The organism is Oceanobacillus halophilus (assembly GCF_003628505.1).
Taxonomy (GTDB): Bacteria; Bacillota; Bacilli; order Bacillales; family Amphibacillaceae; genus Oceanobacillus; species Oceanobacillus halophilus.
The window spans coordinates 379,945-396,832 of sequence record NZ_RBZP01000002.1 but is presented as its reverse complement, the minus strand read 5'-3'; the positions used below and the strand labels follow the sequence as shown (position 1 = coordinate 396,832).

16 protein-coding genes are annotated in these 16,888 nt (G+C 34.6%); all 16 read left to right on the top strand.

The features are described from left to right. Window positions 1-131 precede the first annotated feature (131 nt). The 16 genes from D8M06_RS05835 (at window position 132) to D8M06_RS05760 (ending at window position 16,878) form a co-directional block, all read left to right on the top strand. Window positions 132-1,256 (top strand): zinc-dependent alcohol dehydrogenase family protein, encoded by a 1,125-nt coding sequence (locus D8M06_RS05835; RefSeq protein ID WP_121203449.1) that lies wholly within the window; start codon window positions 132-134, stop codon window positions 1,254-1,256. A gap of 64 nt (window positions 1,257-1,320) precedes the next feature. Next, window positions 1,321-2,085 (top strand): SDR family NAD(P)-dependent oxidoreductase, encoded by a 765-nt coding sequence (locus D8M06_RS05830; RefSeq protein ID WP_158591735.1) that lies wholly within the window; start codon window positions 1,321-1,323, stop codon window positions 2,083-2,085. A 56-nt stretch (window positions 2,086-2,141) separates the two neighbouring features. Further along, window positions 2,142-2,903 carry a 3-oxoacyl-ACP reductase FabG gene (fabG, locus tag D8M06_RS05825; protein WP_121203447.1) on the top strand — a complete coding sequence of 254 codons (762 nt, stop codon included), beginning with the start codon at window positions 2,142-2,144 and terminating at the stop codon, window positions 2,901-2,903. Between the two features lie 28 nt (window positions 2,904-2,931). Continuing rightward, a complete protein-coding gene (locus D8M06_RS05820; protein ID WP_121203575.1) occupies window positions 2,932-3,381 on the top strand; it encodes an FAS1-like dehydratase domain-containing protein in 450 nt (149 codons plus the stop codon). Then, window positions 3,378-3,764, top strand: coding sequence for a MaoC/PaaZ C-terminal domain-containing protein (locus D8M06_RS05815; protein WP_121203446.1), 387 nt, complete (start codon window positions 3,378-3,380; stop codon window positions 3,762-3,764). The genes D8M06_RS05820 and D8M06_RS05815 overlap by 4 nt, the downstream gene beginning before the upstream one ends. A gap of 111 nt (window positions 3,765-3,875) precedes the next feature. Next, complete coding sequence (locus tag D8M06_RS05810; protein WP_121203445.1) at window positions 3,876-4,088, top strand: acetyl-CoA carboxylase biotin carboxyl carrier protein subunit; 213 nt, start codon at window positions 3,876-3,878, stop codon at window positions 4,086-4,088. A gap of 83 nt (window positions 4,089-4,171) precedes the next feature. Continuing rightward, the gene (locus D8M06_RS05805; RefSeq protein ID WP_121203444.1) at window positions 4,172-5,326 is read left to right on the top strand and encodes a type 2 periplasmic-binding domain-containing protein; all 1,155 of its coding nucleotides are present in this window, start codon (window positions 4,172-4,174) and stop codon (window positions 5,324-5,326) included. 38 nt (window positions 5,327-5,364) lie between these two features. Further along, window positions 5,365-6,669, top strand: a complete 1,305-nt coding sequence (locus D8M06_RS05800; RefSeq protein WP_241558847.1) for a TRAP transporter large permease — start codon at window positions 5,365-5,367, stop codon at window positions 6,667-6,669. A gap of 16 nt (window positions 6,670-6,685) precedes the next feature. Next, window positions 6,686-7,222 carry a TRAP transporter small permease gene (locus D8M06_RS05795; protein WP_121203443.1) on the top strand — a complete coding sequence of 179 codons (537 nt, stop codon included), beginning with the start codon at window positions 6,686-6,688 and terminating at the stop codon, window positions 7,220-7,222. A gap of 24 nt (window positions 7,223-7,246) precedes the next feature. Beyond that, entirely contained in the window at window positions 7,247-8,959 is a 1,713-nt protein-coding gene (locus D8M06_RS05790; RefSeq protein ID WP_121203442.1) for an AMP-binding protein, read from the top strand. A 66-nt stretch (window positions 8,960-9,025) separates the two neighbouring features. Beyond that, window positions 9,026-10,579, top strand: coding sequence for an acyl-CoA carboxylase subunit beta (locus D8M06_RS05785; protein ID WP_121203441.1), 1,554 nt, complete (start codon window positions 9,026-9,028; stop codon window positions 10,577-10,579). A gap of 24 nt (window positions 10,580-10,603) precedes the next feature. Further along, complete coding sequence (locus D8M06_RS05780; protein WP_121203440.1) at window positions 10,604-12,316, top strand: class I adenylate-forming enzyme family protein; 1,713 nt, start codon at window positions 10,604-10,606, stop codon at window positions 12,314-12,316. A gap of 16 nt (window positions 12,317-12,332) precedes the next feature. Beyond that, a complete protein-coding gene (locus tag D8M06_RS05775; RefSeq protein ID WP_158591734.1) occupies window positions 12,333-12,752 on the top strand; it encodes a Zn-ribbon domain-containing OB-fold protein in 420 nt (139 codons plus the stop codon). A gap of 1 nt (window position 12,753) precedes the next feature. Continuing rightward, a complete protein-coding gene (locus D8M06_RS05770) occupies window positions 12,754-13,899 on the top strand; it encodes an acetyl-CoA acetyltransferase (protein ID WP_121203438.1) in 1,146 nt (381 codons plus the stop codon). A gap of 47 nt (window positions 13,900-13,946) precedes the next feature. Continuing rightward, window positions 13,947-15,482: an acyl-CoA carboxylase subunit beta gene (locus D8M06_RS05765; RefSeq protein WP_121203437.1), complete on the top strand. Its 1,536-nt coding sequence runs from the start codon at window positions 13,947-13,949 to the stop codon at window positions 15,480-15,482. Between the two features lie 43 nt (window positions 15,483-15,525). Continuing rightward, entirely contained in the window at window positions 15,526-16,878 is a 1,353-nt protein-coding gene (locus D8M06_RS05760; protein WP_121203436.1) for an acetyl-CoA carboxylase biotin carboxylase subunit, read from the top strand. Window positions 16,879-16,888 lie beyond the last annotated feature (10 nt).

The window sequence follows — 16,888 nt, the reverse complement described above, 5'->3', positions numbered from 1 at the left end:
TGTGTTAAAAATAGTGATTTAGGTAAAGAAGGAGTTAAGTATGCTATTAAGCGTAAGACTTATATTAAACTTTTAGGATTAAGCTTTATTAATATATTCTATAAATATAATTTTGAGAGGAGAAATAGTATATGAAAGTAAAATCAGCTGTATTACATGAGTTAGGATTACCTCAGCCATATAAAAAAACAAAGCCAATTAAGATTGAAACTTTAGATTTGGATTCACCTCAATATGGAGAAGTACAAGTTCAAATTAAAGCAGCTAGCCTTTGTCATTCAGACCTCTCAGTTATTAATGGTAGTAGACCAAGACCATTGCCAATGGCATTAGGACACGAAGCTGCAGGAGTCGTTACAGAAGTTGGTGAAGGAGTAACTGACTTATACCCAGGAGATCATGTAGTGTGTGTGTTCGTGCCGAGTTGTGGGCACTGTGTCCCTTGTAGAGAAGGTAGACCGGCACTATGTGAACCAGCAGCAGAAACAAATAATAAAGGCACATTACTAAGTGGTGGAGTACGACTACATAAAGGTGACGAAGTAGTAAATCATCATGTTGGTGTGTCAGCTTTTTCAGAATATGTGGTTGTATCAAGAAACTCTTTAGTTAAAGTTGATAAAAATATACCTTTTGAAAAAATTGCACTATTTGGCTGTGCAGTTATAACTGGTGTAGGTGCAGTTGTTAATACTGCAAATATTAAAATGGGAAGTACTGTTGCGATAGTAGGTCTTGGGGGTATTGGTTTAAGTGCAATGTTAGGAGCCGTTGCTGCAGGTGCTAGCCGTGTTGTGGCAGTTGATGTAAATGATAATAAATTAAAACAGGCTTTAGAATTGGGAGCAACAGATGTTTTTAATTCCAAAGACTCAGATGTGATAGAGCAGATTCGAGTTGCAACTGGCGGTGGATTAGATAATGTCTTTGAAACTGCTGGAGTAGTGCCTGCTTTGGAAGTGGCATATGCCATTACTAAGCGTGGAGGAACAACTGTTACGACAGGATTACCACATCCAGAACATAAATTCTCCTTCCCTTATGTAACATTAACTGCCGATGAAAAAACATTAAAAGGGTCATATGTAGGTAGTTGTGTCCCTGATAGAGATATTCCTAGATTTATTAAATTATATAGTCAAGGGAGACTTCCAGTTGATAAATTATTAGCTAGGACGATAAGCCTTGATGAAATAAATGAAGGTTTTGATCAATTAGCATCAGGAGATTTTTCAAGAATCATTATCACTTTTTAGTTCAGTGTTGTTAGAGTTCAGTGAAATATAAATTTTAGAAAATAAGTTAATGAAGGAGTCTTATATGTTAGAAGCGTTTAATTTACAAGGAAAGGTAGCTTTAGTTACTGGAGGAAGCAGGGGATTGGGAAAAGCTGCTGCAATAGCATTATTACAATCTAATGCTGAAGTTATTATAACAGGGCGCAATAAACAAACATTAGAAGAGACAGTTAAAGAACTCTGTGCATATAGTACCAAGATTAAAAGCTACGTATGTGACGTAACAGATTCTAATCAAATATCTCAACTAAAAGATTATCTAATAAATAATAACGGGAAATTAGATATCCTCGTGAACAATGCAGGTATTGTTATTGATAAGCATTATATTAAAACAAGTGATGAAGAAATAGATAGAATAATAAATACAAATTTAACAGGGTTAATGAAGCTGACCAGAGAAATCGGAACTATTATGATATCTCAGAAAAACGGGAAAATAATAAATATTGGATCGTATGATGGATTAATTGGTACCCCTGGTTTAGTCGCATATGGTACAAGTAAAGGTGGCGTAATCCAATTTACTAGAATGCTAGCTACAGAATGGGCAAGATACAAAGTAAATGTCAACGTCATTTGTCCAGGTTATTTTAAAACATCTATGAATGAGGAAGTTTTTGATAATAACTCGGAAATTGCAGATAAGATTATAAAAAGAATTCCTTTAAGACGAATTGGAGATCCAAGAGAAATAGGACCTTTGATAGTGTACTTGGGATCTGAAGCATCTGATTATATGACTGGTCAAGTATTAACTATTGATGGTGGAGAGGCAGTAAGTTAGTGGAGTTCAATATTTAAGATCTTTATCAATAACAAAAAAGTTAGGAGAGGATACTAATGTCAAGATTTGAAAATAAAACTGCAATTGTAACTGGTGGTAGTAGGGGAATTGGTTTGGAAATCGTAAAGACTTTATTAGCAGATGGTGCTAAAGTAGCTATACTTGACATCAATGAAGAAGAATTAGCGAATTGTAAAGAGGCCCTTGCTAGATTTGAAAATTCAATAGTAACTTATAAAACAGACGTTTCTTCTGGTGAAGATGCAAATAATGCGATTAATAATGTTGTTAAGGAGTTTGGTAAATTAGATATTCTTATAAATAATGCGGGTATTACCCGAGATAATATGCTGTTTAAAATGACTGATAGTGATTGGGATTCTGTTATGTCCGTACACTTAAATGGTGCATTTAATATGAGTCGTGCTGCTCAAAAGCATATGGTGGATAATAATTTTGGTAGAATTATAAACATTTCTTCCGTCTCAGCTCTCGGAAATAGAGGACAGGCAAACTATGCAACAGCAAAAGCAGGTCTACAAGGATTTACTAAAACTCTAGCAATTGAATTAGGGAAATTTGGTATCACTTCAAACGCAATTGCACCTGGTTTTATTGAAACAGATATGACAAAGGCAACAGCAGAAAGAATGGGACTTTCTTTTGAAGAATATAGAAAATTATTAGTTCAAGACATTCCAGTCCAAAGAAGTGGGAATCCAAAAGATATTGCAAATGCAGTCTCATTTTTAGCTGATGAGGATTCATCCTTTATTAATGGCCAAGTGCTCTATGTCGCTGGAGGACCTACTGTTTAGCTAGAACCGTATAGGGAGGGAAATCATGTTGTATAAAAAATTTATTGGAAAAACGTCAAATCCAGTGTTAAATACGCTTGAAAGAGGAGCTATAAAGAAATTTGCAGAATCTATTGGTGATAAAAACCCTTTGTTTATAGATGAAGAGTTTGGTAACAGTTCAAGTTTTAATGAGAATATAGTACCCCCTACTTATACTCAAACACTTGATTATGGTGAAATTGAAGGGTTAATCGTACCATCTAAAGGTCTAATACATGGTGAGCAAATTTTTGAGTATAGTAGACCACTTAAAGTTGGGGAAAAGATTAAGTGTTATACAATAGTAGAAAACTTTTATGAAAAGGAAGGAAGAAATGGTACCTTGTCATTTCTATCAAGAAATAAGATTGGAGAGGATTTAGAAGATAATCATTTATTTAAAATCACAGAAGTTCTTATTATTACAGAAGCAGTAAGAAAGGTGATGGAAGTATGAAGAATCTTTCTGAATTATCACCATTGGTTATGAAGCCAGTAACTAGACTTGAATTGATAAAATATGCGGGGGCTTCAGGTGACTATAATCCTATCCATACCATTGATGAAGAGGCTAAAGAGGCTGGTTTGAAAGGTGTAATTGCTCATGGAATGTTAACCATGGCAAAAGTTTCAAGGTTAATTTCCCCATTTCTAGAACAGGGATTTATAAAATCTTTTTCAACCCGCTTTACCGGGATGGTTTATGTGGATGACGTTATAACAATTACTCCAGAATTAGTAAAGGTAGTAGATTCTGAATATTATTATCAGATATCTGCTGTGAATCAAAAGGGAGAAACGGTAGTAAAATCTAAGATAATCTTTCAATTATTTAAGTAATTGAAGAGAATATCCTTTAGTTTATATTGTTTTAGTGAATAGTTTCGTTAACAGTATTAAAAGAAATTTTATTATTAAAAATATAAAACTAAATATGGGAGGAAAAAATAAATGAAACAGATAACATCTAATATCACTGGTAATGTATGGAAAATCTTAGTGAGTGTTGGTGACAGTGTAAATGATTTACAAGAGGTAGCTATTTTGGAATCTATGAAAATGGAAATTCCAATTGAGTCGGAGTTTAGTGGAACCGTTGTTGATATAAAGGTAAATGAAGGTGACTTTGTCAATGAAGGTGATGTAATTGTAGTTGTGGAGTAAAAAGGTAAATTGCGGATTTAATTATCTGAAATTTAGATAATTAATAAATAATATAATTATTTCAAAAACAAGGGGGAAATAAAATGAAAAAGGTTTTAATGCTAGTCTCGGTGTTACTACTAGCACTAGTAGTAACTGCTTGTGTTTCAAATGAAACAGGATCAACAACATCTGAGGGTAATGGATCAAATGATAGTGAAAGTTCAAATGATAGTGGAAGTGATAGCGAAGAAGCAATTAACTTGAGATTAAATGCTGGACTTAGTGGTGAAGATGCGAATACTCTAGCATTTACTACACCTTGGATGGAGACAGTAGAAGATGAAACAAAGGTGACCTTCGATGCCTTCTTCTCTGAAGAATTAGTTCCTATGGGGGAAGAAATACGTGCATTACAAGACGGCACAATTGATGTAGCAGCTCCAATTTTGCCAACTTACAATCCAGATTTATATCCATTATCAGATGTTGCAATGTTACCATTAAAAAGTTCTGACGCATTAATTGCAGCTAAAGCATTTGCAGACTTAATTAGTAGTGATGTAGAACTACAAGATGGAAAGACATTTACAGATTTAGAATACGGTCAACATGGTATGAAAGCACTTCCTGTTCAACCAGTATCACAATATACTATTGGAGCAGTTGATCAAGAATTGAAAACTGCTGAAAGTCTACAAAATTTACAGTTGAGAACAGGCGGACGTGCCCATGAGATTTTTGTTCAAGAACTAGGTTCTAGTTCGGTATCAATGCCTTGGAGTGAGGAATTTGAAGCATTGAGTAGAGGAGCATTAGATGGAACAGTTCGTTCAGTTGTTGACTACAAACCATATGGGTTTGATGAAATGTTGACTAATTCTATAGAAGGATTAAGTATTGGTCATTTCCCGTTAGTATGGCTAATGACAGAAGAAAAATGGGATGGATTACCAGAGGATATTCAGAAAGTAATGGAAGATGCAGCTTATGAATTAGCTGAAAGCACTGTTAAACGGGATGCATTTGATGAATCTGTAGAACAAGCAAAAGCTGATGGAATTCAATTTACTCCATATGACGAATTAGATCAAGATGCAAAAGATTTAATCGAACAAGCGTCATTAAGAACATGGGAAATTTGGATTGAATCAAAAGAATCAGAAGGTCTTCCTGGACTAGAGACAGCAATATTATGGAGAGACTTAATAATAAAAAATGGTGGAGAAGTCTTTGATTCTATGATGGAGCTTGAGTAATTGAATCTATAAACTAATGGGGTGTGTGAGGTGAATCCATGACTATTGAGACACTGTTTATTATTCTTTTTATTCTAATATTTCTACTTTTGCTGTTCGGTATGTATATACACTCTATATTACTATTTGTAGGGATATTAGGTTTAGTTTTACTTGAAGGACCTGGGTATATTGTTAATTTTCTTCAATCAGATCCATTTATTCGAACAGCTAGTTATTCATTGACCACAGTACCATTATACGTATTAATGGCTCAATTTATAGTAAGGGCTGGAGTTGTCGAGGATTTATACAGTTTTGTATACAATATTTCAAGAGGTCGAAGTGGAATATTAGGGATATTAACTGTATTAGCTGGTGGAATGCTGGGGGCTGTATCTGGATCCTCTAATGCATCAGCTGGGGCATTTGGACAGGTATCTGTACCTCAGCTTGTAAAGAGAGGATATAACGATGGGTTAGCAGGAGCAACTGCGGCAGTGGCGGGGTCACTGTCAGCAGTTATCCCCCCTAGCATTATTTTGATTTTATGGGGTGTAGCAACTGAAACACCAATAGGTGCAATGTTTATTGGTTCAGTAGTTCCTGGGATTGTTATGATGCTAACCATTATTGTAATAATGTTGTTTTTGTTACAAAAAAACAATAAAAAGAAAAACGAAGAGGTTGCGTTTACAAAAGAGGAGCTACCAATTTCTCGATCCATTATCGCTTTAACATTGACAGGTTTAATTGTATTTATAGTGTTTTATGGAATTTTTGCTGGGATTTTCACTCCAACAGAGGCAGGTGCAGTTGGTGCGCTATCAAGCTTTATTGTTGCACTGATTCTCGGAAAAGTAAATATGAAAACACTATCTGATTCTTTTGCAGATACTGTTAAGCTAACGTCTATGATTTTAATGATAATGATTGGTGCACAGATATTTGGAAGATTTGTTTCTGTTTCCCTATTGCCAAGAAAAATAATTGAATTGCTAAGTACCTTAATTGAATATCCAATACTGATACTAATCATTTTAAGTATTATATACTTCCTCTTATTCATGTTTATTGAAGGAGCAGCAGTCATTATTATGACAGCACCGATTGTTTTACCTCTTATAGTAGAAATGGGTGTTGATAAGATTTGGTTTGGTGTAGTCGTAGGGATCTTATGTACGATTGGACTATTAACTCCACCAGTAGGATTGAGTGTTTATGCTGTTGCGGGTGTATCACGAATATCTAGTGAAAAGATCTTTAAATATACGTTACTTTATTCATTGCTTATTGCATTAGTTGTTATTGGTCTTGCAATTGCTTTTCCAGGAATAATAACCTATTTGCCAAGTCAAATGTAACAAAGGGGGATAACAATTGTCCGATAACTTTAGTAAAATATATCAATTTTTCATTTATATTAAGAAGTTGGGCATGTTAGTAAGCGGATTTGCCGTTTTTATAATGATGTTCTATATCTGCTTAGATGTACTTTTTAGAAACATTGAAGGTTCTATATCACTTTATGCCTATGAAATTACATCTAATTACTTTATGCCGTTAATTGTGTTTCCAGCAATGGCATTTGCTTTTGAAAAAGGAATGATGCCAAGAATCGACTTTATAATAGGAAAAAGTAAAAACATAAAATTTCAATTATTTGTTTCGATATGCCTAATAATTTTGGAAATTGTCTTAATGTTACTATTAATCTTTTATGGATTTCAGTATTTTTTAACCTCAGTAGACAGTGGCCTTGCTTTTACCGCTGGTGGAACGAATTATCCATTATGGCCAGTTATATTGTTAGTTCCAATCAGTTTCTCTTTAGTATTAATAGAAATGGTGTTTTTATTAATTAAAAATATTGCTTCTAAAAAACCCTCATTTGTTGTAATAGAAGATAAAAAATAATTATAAATATGGGAGTGTGTAATAATGGACAACAAAACATATATAGAAAACTTAACAAAACTTTGGAAAAAAAACATGCCATTGGAACTTCCAAAATCTACAAATTATCCATTTGGAGAAATTTTGGTAACTGACTATTTGAAAAAACGAGCTGAATTAACTCCAGATAAAAGCGCAATTATTTACTATGGAAGAGAAATAAGCTTTAAAGAACTTGATGATAATAGTAGCAAATTTGCGTCCTACTTATCAGAAAAAGGAATAAACAAGGGTGATAGAGTTGCGGTATTTATGTCTAACTGTCCACAGTTTCTCATAGCTTTTTATGGCATATTAAAATTAGGTGCTGTACATGTACCTGTTAATCCTATGTTTAAAGAAGAAGAACTATTATATGAATTGAATGATAGCCAGGCTAAATTAATCATTGCAACTGATCAGCTGTATGATTTGGTAGAAAAGATTCAATCAAAATCATATTTACAAAAAGTGGTTACAACAAGTCTAATGGACTTTTTACCTGAAAACCCAACCCTACCAGTGCATCCAATGTACTTAAAGACTAGAAAAAATTGTAAAGGAACCGATGATTTACTAACTATTTTGGAGAAACAATCCATAGTCTATCCCAATTTTGATGTATCTTTGGATGATATAGCTGCTCTTAATTACACAGGTGGAACCACCGGCTTTCCTAAAGGGTGTGTTCACACTCAAAGAGATATGTTATACACTTCTGCTTCTGCATGCACGTATATCTTCTGCATTGATGAAAGAGATATTGCCTTGCAATATTGGCCAGCTTTCTGGATTGCAGGAGAAGTACTTTGTGTCCTGAATCCAGTAATATCTGGAGCTACACATGTTATCTTAGGCAGATGGGATCCTGAAACAGTAATGAAAGCTATTAATGATTATAAGGTTACATTACTAAATGTTGGAGTAGATAACATCGTAGAAATACTAGAGTTTGAAGATAGAGACAAGTACAATCTAAGATCTCTAAGGGTTACAACTGCAACATCACTATCAATGAAACTTGACCTCACTTATCGTAAACAATGGAAGGAATTTACTGGCTGTACTGTGATTGAAGCTACATGGGGAATGACGGAAACTCACACATATGACACTTTTACTTCTTATATGCATAAAGAGAACATGGATTTATTAAGTCGACCTGTCTTTGTAGGTTTGCCAATCCCTGGAACGAAATTTAAAGTTACAGACTTTGAAACAGGTGAATTATTGCCACTTGGAAAAGAAGGTGAGTTACTAGTAAGTACACCTTCCTTATTTAAGGAATATTGGAATAAACCAAAGGAAACAAATGAAAGTAACAAAGATGGATGGTTCCATACTGGGGACATGGGTATGATTGATGAAGATGGGTTTATCCATTTTCTGGGAAGAAATAAAGAAATGCTTAAGGTAAATGGTATGAGTGTATTTCCTCCAGAAGTTGAAGTTATACTAGCTCGACATCCAGCAATTTCTTCAAATGGAATCGTAGGTATGCCTCATAATAAAAAAGGGGAGGTACCAGTTGCTTTTGTAACAATTAAAAAGGAATACAAAGAATCAGTAAGTGAAGAAGATATTCACAAATGGTGCTCCGAAAATATGGCTACTTACAAAGTGCCAATAGTTAAAATTGTTGAACAATTACCAATGACAGCAACAGGAAAAGTTATTAAGAGGGAATTAGAAAAAATATTAAAGGAATACATTCAGTAAATAAAAATATTACAGTGAAAATAGATTGAATTTTAATAATAATAATAATAATAAGGGGGATTGTGTATGTCATGGGAAAAGGAAATTGAAGAGCTACGTAAAAGAGAACAATTAGCAAAAAAAATGGGCGGTGAGGAAAGAGTAGCTCGCCACCGTAAACAAGGGAAGTTAACTGTCCGGGAAAGAATTGATCAATTACTTGATAATGGGACGTTTCATGAGATAGGAGCTATTGCAGGTAATGGGGAGTACGATGAGTCCGGCGAAATGGTTGATTTTACACCTGCAAACTTCGTTACTGGAACAGGACGTATAAATAATCGCAAGGTAGTAATTGGAGCTGATGATTTTACAGTTCGTGGTGGTTCAATGGATGGAGCAGTTACAAGAAAACAAGAATACTCTGAATTAATGGCTAAAGAACTTAGAATACCTATAATACGTTTAGTAGATGGAACAGGTGGAGGCGGCAGCGTAAAGTTGTTAGCTGATAACGGCTATACTTATGTTCCAGTTAATCCAGCTTGGGACCATGTAATAGAGAACTTACAAACAGTTCCTGTAATATCTGCCTGTCTAGGATCGGTGGCAGGTTTAGGTGCAGCTCGAGTTTCTACATCACACTTTTCAGTTATGGTTGAGGATATTTCCCAATTATTTGTTGCAGGTCCTTTAATTGTTAAGCATGGAATGGGACAAGACTTGGATAAAGAGGAATTGGGTGGAGTACAGGTTCATAAATCTAGCGGTGCGGTGGACAATGTAGCTAAAAGTGAAGAAGATGCATTTAATCATATCAGGAAATTTCTATCATATATGCCAACAAATATTTGGGAATTACCACCAGTAGTTAAAAGTAGTGATGATCCATATAGAAAGGAAGAAGAGTTAATATCTGCAATCCCACGTGATAGAAGAAAATTGTATAAGAGTCGTCTAATCTTAGAAATGATCTTTGATATAGATTCTATATTTGAAATGGGAAAATTTTATGGAAGCTCCATGATTACTGCTTTCGCTAGGTTGGATGGGCATCCTGTTGGTGTGATTGCACCAGATGTCTATAAAAATGCAGGGGCAATGACGGCAGAAAGTTCAGAGAAAATCGAGCGTTTTGTTGATTTATGTCAAACTTTTCACCTGCCAATAGTTAACTTTGTTGATAATCCAGGACTAGAAGTCGGCTTAAATGCAGAGAAAAAAGGGACCATTCGTAAAGGAGTAAGTGCCATATCCGCTGTATATCAAGCTACTGTCCCAATGATGGAAATAATTCTAAGAAGAGTTTTTGGGGTAGGTGGGGCTGGTATGTCTAATGGACACGGTTTAAATCAAAGGTATGCATGGCCATCAGGAGTTTGGGGATCGCTCCCAATCGAGGGTGGCTTAGAAGTTGCATATAAGAGAGATTTAGAATCAAGTGATGACCCAGAAGCTTTAAGACAGAAACTGTTAAAACAATTACAAAACGTAACATCACCGTATAGAACTGCTGAGAAGTTTGGTATTGAAGAAATAATTGATCCAAGAGAAACTAGACCCCTTCTATGTGAGTGGGTGAAAGATGCCTATAGTCTTCTTCCGCAACAGCTTGGAAATAAGCATAAGTATCGTCCATAATAATTAAATTGGGGAGGAACTAACATGGAAAAGACAATAGACTTAATAGAACAGTTGGTTAACGAAGAACATGTAGTTGTTAGGAAATTAGAAGAACAAGCTGTTAAGTACGGAGATAAAATGTTTCTATATTATGGTGAGGACAATAATAGGTACACTTACAAAGAATTCAATGAAATGACGAATTGTATTGCCCATAATTTAGTTTCCTTGGGTTTGAAAAAAGGAGATAGAGTTTCTGTATTTATGAAAAACTCCTTTCTTAGCACGTTAGTGATGTTTAGTGTATGGAAAGCTGGTGGAGTATTTGCACCTATCAATTTTAATTATAAAGGGAAGTCTTTATCTTATTTAATTAATGATACCGATCCACTAATGCTAATAATGGAAGACGAACTTGGAAATGAGTATAAAAAGATTAGTAACTCAATTAATAATAAAGATATTATTAATATCGTTTATCAATCTGATGAAAAGGTATCGAACTCTAAACAGAAAATAATGCAAAGTAAAGAAATTTCCTTTAACAGCCTATTAAATGGTGATATGACTAATCTAGATGTTGACCTATATTATTTTGATGAAGCTAGTATTATTTACACATCTGGAACGACTGGTCTACCTAAAGGAGTAGTTCAATCACATCGATGGATTTATGCTTATTCATTCTTCTTTGGTAAGATTCTTAACCATGAAGATATTATATATAATGATTTACCGTTATACCATGTTGGAGGTGCTTTTTTTAATATAACCAGAGCCGTTTTTGCTGGTTGTGGTGTAGCGCTATGGGATAAATTTAGTTCTTCGAATTTTTGGGAAAGAATACGAGTTAGTCAAGCAACAAGTGCAGTATTAGTAGGTGTGATGACCACTTGGCTAATGAATGCTGAAGAAACACCTGAAGATAGGAATAATACCCTGAATAAAGTTCATATACAACCATTACCAGATTATCATACAAAACTAGCTAAAAGATTCGGTTTTGATTTTATATTGGCAGGATTTGGCCAAACGGAATCTGGATTTGGAATATGTGGATTGATTGACGAATTAGGAGAAGAATATGGTACACCTAAAGAAATGTATAGAGGGTATCCAAAAGAAGATATCCTAGAGATTGCTAGAAATCTTAATCTAGAAGTTGTTAAGGGAAATTCAGAAATAAAGAAAGGTTATATGGGTAAATCTTCTTTCTTTCTAGAAGCAACTGTTTTAAATGAAAACGATGAACAGTGCTTGCCTAATGAAATTGGAGAATTATCTGTCAGACCTAAAGTCCCTAGTTTAATACTTTCTGAGTACTATAAGAAAAATGAGGAAACGTTAGAGGCCTTTAAAAATCTATGGTTTCATACTGGAGACTTTGCATATAAAGATGAAGATGGTATTTTCCACTTCGTTGATAGAAAAGGAAGTATTCTAAAGGTAAGGGGAGAAAAGGTATCATCCTACCAAGTTGAAGATGAACTCTATGAGCATCCTTCTATTGAAGTAAGTGTAGTATTTCCGATTACGGAAGAATATGGAGATGAAATTGCAGCTTATATTGTATTAAAAGAAGGGTCAGAGATTGAAGAGAAAGAAATCCGAGACTGGGTCGAGGTTAATTTACCAAGGTATATGTGGCCGAAATATATTAAATTTGTTGATGAGATTCCTAAAACATTAACAAACAAAATACAGAAATTTAAATTAAAAGAACATCTGATTAAAGTGTTAAATGGAAGTGATTAGAAGGGTGGAGTATAAAGTGAAATATCATAAGCCGTTGCCTGATATAAAAGGAATAGGTGAAACATATTGGAAAAATTTAAAAAAAGGAAAATTAACGATTCAACATTGCAATGATTGTCAACGAATGTTTTTTTATCCAAGAGTTGCTTGTCCGATTTGCGGTGGAACGAGGATAGCATTTAAAGAACATAATGGATTAGGGGAAATCTATAGCTATACCATTGCACATAAATCAATAGTCGATGGATTCAAAGATGAAGTTCCTTACGTTGTTGCTTTAGTCCGATTAGATGGAGTTCGTGGTAACATGATGACCAATATTGTTGATTGTGAATTAAACGATATTGAAATTGGTGCAAGTGTGGAAATTGAATACAGAGATGTTACAGAAGATATTACTTTACCAATTTTTAAACTTGTAAAGGAGGGGAATTAAAATGTCTATATTTGATAATATAGCAATTGCTGGAGTGGCGGAATCTGATTTAGGAGTAGTACAAAATATGAACTCTGCTGATTTAATGGCACAAGCCTCCGTAAGAGCTGCTGAAGAGGCAGGAATAAATATAAAAGAAGTTGATGGTTTATTTTCTAGTTCTGCGCATTATTCTATGCCTACAGTAACGCTTGCGGAATATCTAGGTATTACACCTAAATATATGGATGCTACAAGCATAGGTGGTGCTTCCTTTGTTTCACTAGTTGCACATGCTGCTCAAGCAATTTCAAATGGCCTATGTGAAGTAGCTTTAATCGCATATGGTAGTACACAGAGAACAGACGGTGGTGGCTTAAAAAATATCACGGAGCCTACCCCTTTTGAAGTACCATTTGGATATCATGACCCAATAACTGCATATGCACTTACTGCACAGAGACATATGCATGAATTTGGTACAACTAGAGAACAATTATCTGAAGTCGCTGTTTCAACTAGAAAATGGGCGTCTATGAACAAAAAAGCATTTAAGAGGGAACTTATAACACATGAGGAAGTAAGTAACTCCACCTTAATTTCAACTCCTTTAACTAAATTAGATTGTTGCTTAGTTACAGATGGTGGAGCAGCAATTATTCTAACTACAAAAGAAAGAGCAAAAAGTTTAAATAAAAAGCCTGTATATATATGGGGATACGGAGAATCAACAACACATAGAAGTATTTCAAACATGCTTGATTTAGTTACTACAGCAGCTGCGTATTCAGGCAAATCAGCTTTTGAAATGGCTGGTGTGGAACCAAAGGATATTGATGTAGCTGAACTATATGATGCATTTTCAATTAACGTTATTTTGTTTTTAGAAGACTTAGGATTCTGTGAAAAAGGAGAAGGTGGACACTTTATCTCTAATGGCAATATAGCTCCAGGTGGGAATCTTCCAGTAAACACAAATGGAGGCGGATTATCTTATTGTCATCCTGGGATGTACGGTCTTTTTACCATAGTAGAAGCAGCTAGACAGCTAAGAGAGGAATGTGGAGAAAGACAAGTTGAAAATTGTAATATAGCACTTGCTCATGGTAATGGAGGAGTTCTATCTAGTGAGGTAACAATGGTTTTAAGTAATAATCCTAAATCATAAGTTTACAATGAATTAAAAGATCAGAATAGGATAAAGGGCGTGAAAGGATGCAAGATTTAATTAACGATTTACAACATAGAAAAAAAATAGCTGAAAATATAGGTGGCACTGCTAAGATTGAAAAACAACATAAATTAAATAGATTGACTGCACGTGAACGAATTGATCACTTACTTGATAAAAATAGCTTTCTAGAATTGGGAAAGCTAAATCATACGGAAGAATCAGGGTATGATGATAGAAATTACGGTGATGGGATAATTGGAGGACTTGGGAAAATAAATGGTCGTTCAGTTGTTGTTCTAGCCATGGACAAAACAGTTTTTGCAGGAACCGAAGGAAGTGTCAGTTGGAGAAAATCTAAAAAAATACATGAATTTGCTTTAAAACACTCATTGCCAATATTTCATTTGGGAGAGGGAGGCGGATTAAGGATTCCAGATGGGATGGGTTCTGATGGCATTAGTGAGAAGATTATGCCAGCTTATTTAACAAAACATAACCGACGTGTACCTTTTTTTACTAGTATTCTAGGAGATAGCTACGGTTGGTCTACATGGATGGCTGCTTCCTCAGATATAGTAGTTCAAACAAAAGGTACTTGTATGGCAGTAGCTGGACCGAGAATGTTAGAAATAGCTACAGGAGAGAAAATAGACCCAGAAGAGTTAGGCGGCTGGAAAATTCATGCGGAGCAAACAGGACAAGTTGACCTTTTTGCTGACAGTGATGAGACAGCTATTAATGAGATGAGAAAAGTATTTGAATATTTTCCTTCAAATCCAAAAGAAGAACCGCCACACAAATCAACTCAAGATAATCCTAACCGTATTCTAGAAGGTATAGAAGACATTGTATCAACAAATAGAAAAAGAGCATATGACATGAAGAAAGTAATTAAATTAATTGTAGATGATGGTGACTTTTATGAAATAAAGCCACTATTTGGGAGAGCATTATTAACTTGTTTTGGGCGAATTAATGGAAGAGTGGTTGGAATTATGGCAAATCAACCTATGAGAAATGCAGGTGCAGCTGGTCCAAATGAGTGTGATAAGGCTACCGAATTTATTTGTCTGTGTGATTCCTGGAATATTCCAATGATATTTCTTCATGATATACCTGGATTCCATATTGCGAGTGCTGCTGAAAAAAAGAAAATGCCTACAAAAATAATGGTCTGGAATCAAGCAATCGCTAAGGCCACTGTTCCAAAAATTTCAATTGTATTAAGAAAAAGTATCGGTGCAGCATACGGAAATATGGGTGGCCCCTCTTTAGGTGATTTTGTTTTTGCTTGGCCAACTGCTGAAATTAATTTTACGGGACCTGAAGTAGGTATTAATGTAGTCTATGGAAACAAATTAAAAAACTCTAGTGATCCAGAGGCTGAAAGAAGTGAATTGTTACAAAGATGGGAATTTGATAGTGGTCCGTATAAAGCTGCGGAGAAACATTTAATTGACGATGTCATCGATCCAAGAGACACAAGGAAAATTTTAGTACAATCTTTGGATTTTGCATGTAATGATAATGGGTCAATTAGTCATAGACTATTAGCAAATTGGCCAACAGGATTTTAATAGAGGTTTAGTAATTACGTATTTGATAAAAGGGGGTAATTGAATGTTTAAAAAAATATTAATAGCTAATCGGGGAGAAATTGCTGTACGTGTAATTAAGACATGCAGGAAACTAGGGATTAAAACGGTAGCAATTTATTCAGAAGCAGATAAAGATAGCCCTCATGTAGAACAGGCAGATGAGGCATATTTAGTAGGAGGGCCAAGAGTTAATGAAAGTTATATTAATATTGAAAGAGTTATAGAGATTGCAATGAAATCAAAAGTCGAAGCAATTCATCCTGGATATGGACTTTTATCAGAAAACGAATTATTTGCACGGAAATGTCAAGAAAATAAAATTGTATTCATTGGTCCAACCCCTGATATTATAGGGGAAATGGGAAGTAAGATAAGATCGAGAATATTAATGGAAAAGGCAGGGGTCCCAATTATTCCTGGAACATCTTACCCTGTAAAAAATGCAGATGAAGCGAAAGAAGCTGCTAAATTAATTGGTTATCCGTTGATGTTAAAAGCATCTGCTGGTGGTGGCGGGATAGGAATGGAACTTGTTAGTACAGAAGAACAATTACTAGAAGCATTTGAGGGTAATAAAAAGAGAGCGGAAAACTTCTTTGGAGACGGATCCATGTTTATTGAGAAATTTATTGATGATCCAAGACATATTGAAATACAAATTTTAGGAGATAAATATAATAATACTGTCTACCTATGGGATCGCGAATGTTCCATTCAAAGACGCCATCAAAAAGTGTTGGAAGAAGCACCATCAAATTTTTTGGATGATATCACTCGTGAAAAAATGGGAGAAGTCGCAGTGAAAGCTGCAAAAGCAATTGGTTATCATAATGCTGGTACGGTCGAATTCATAGTAGATAAAAATAAAAAATTTTATTTCTTGGAAATGAATACTAGACTTCAAGTAGAACATCCTGTGACGGAAGAAATAACAGGGATTGATCTAGTGGAACAACAAATAAATATTGCATATGGAAAAAAGCTTTCTTTTAAACAAGAAGATATTAAATTAAATGGACACGCAATAGAAGTAAGAATATACGCTGAAGATCCTAACACATTTTATCCATCACCAGGAAAAATTAATAGATTGAGTGTTCCACAAGGTAAAGGTATCCGTAATGAGTTAGCAGTACAGGAAGGGTCAATAGTTTCTCCTTTTTATGATCCAATGATTGCTAAGTTAATAGTACATTCGGGGAGTCGGCAGAATACCATTTATAAATTAAAAGAAGCGCTATCGAAATATACAGTCGAGGGGATTAAGACTAATATTCCTCTTTTATTAGAGGTATTAAATCATAATGAGTTTATTGATGGTAATACCACAACAAAGTTTATAGAAAAGCATCTAAAACAAGTTACTAGTAAGTAATAGAAAAGGA